The organism is Frankia sp. CcWB2, from assembly GCF_977927585.1.
In genome coordinates this window covers 4,168-5,601 of the sequence record NZ_CDWRCM010000006.1, presented here as the reverse complement: position 1 = coordinate 5,601, position 1,434 = coordinate 4,168, and the positions used below count along the sequence as shown (strand labels likewise).

Genomic DNA, 1,434 nt, shown 5'->3' with positions numbered 1-1,434 from the left:
CAACACCCTCCCGGCCGACCGTCCCCCGTCGTGACGCGGTCCGCCGCCCCGGTCCCTCTACGCAGTCTCCCCCGCGCGGAGCCGCCCGGAGGCCCAACGACGCGGCTCAGACCTGTGACTCCTCCTACGGGTCTCACCGTCTTCCCGCTTGGCCCGCACGGCCCGGGCGGTCCGACCCCGCGTGGCCCAGCCCGCATGGCACGAACGGGTAGCGTGCGAGCTGTGAGTCTCCGCCCGTCTGGAACAGTCCTCGCCGCCGATCCACTCGCCCGTGTTGCCGCTCTGCCCGGAGTGCGCGAAGCGGCGGACAGCGCCCGATCCGCGGTGGACACGCTCCTGCGCCACCGCGTTCTGCGCCGCCAGAGCGCCGAGGTGACCGCGGAGGCATCGTTGCGGGCCGCCCGCGCCTGCGCCGCCCTCGAGGGATACGAGATCAGCCTGGACGAACTGCGGGCGCACCTGGCCCGATCCGGGCCCGAAGGTGTGCTCCCCGGTCTGGAGAAGACGGACGCGTCGGAGGCCGGAGCGGTCACCGACCGCGGTACGCGGAACGACGCCGCCATGGCCGGATCCGGCCATCCGTTCCCTGTCGTCCTCGGCACGGTTCGGCTCTACGCCGAGCTGGGCATCCTGGTTCCGGCCTGGGAGCAGGCACCGCGACAGGCCCTGGCCCGCATGCACGTGTTGCTGGGCCGGGGTTTCGTCCCGGACGACGAGCTCGGTCGTCCGCGGGCCGATGCCGGCACCCGGGAGATCCTCGACCCGTTGCGGTTGGGCCCGCCTCCCCACTCGGTGGAGACCTCGGTCCGGCTGGATGGCCTGACCGGACTCCTCGTCGCGCCCACGAGCGCGCCGGCGATCGTGGTGGCCGCCGTGGTGCACGGGGAACTGCTGGCCCTGCGACCGTTCGGCGCCCTCGACGGGGTCATCGCCCGGGCCGCCGCCCGCCTGGTCCTGATCGGCCGGGGCCTCGATCCCAAGGCGCTCACGGCGACCGACGTGGGGCATCTCAAGCTGGGACAGAACCCGGCGAGCATCCTGCGGGTGGACCGCACCGGGGACGTCATCGCCGGGGACGTCATCGCCGGGTACCGCGAGGCCGCCGCAGCCTATGTCGGTGGCGGCGCCGACGGCGTGGCCATCTGGGTACGGCACTGCGCGAAGGCCCTGGAACTCGCCGCACGGGAGTCCCTCGCCGTCTGCGAGGCGCTCGCCCGGACCTGATCCACACTTACGGCGCGATTGACGCACCTGACGGATCCGCTGCACGGATGGACCACAACGAACCTGCCCGTATGAACCACTCGGTACGGACCCCTGCGTGGGCCGCCGCCCCTCCTGCCACGTAGGCGGCAGCCACACGTTCCCGGCCTGCGGTCTCGGCAGGGTCTCGGCCGGTCGAAACCTCCATCAGAACATCTTCAGGCCCTGTGG

General features: G+C 72.8%; 1 protein-coding gene. It reads left to right on the top strand.

Annotated elements, in window-relative coordinates:
- The first annotated feature begins 195 nt into the window (after positions 1–195).
- On the top strand, positions 196–1,224 hold the full coding sequence (locus ACY45C_RS01640; protein ID WP_462185907.1) for a hypothetical protein: 1,029 nt from the start codon (positions 196–198) through the stop codon (positions 1,222–1,224).
- Positions 1,225–1,434 lie beyond the last annotated feature (210 nt).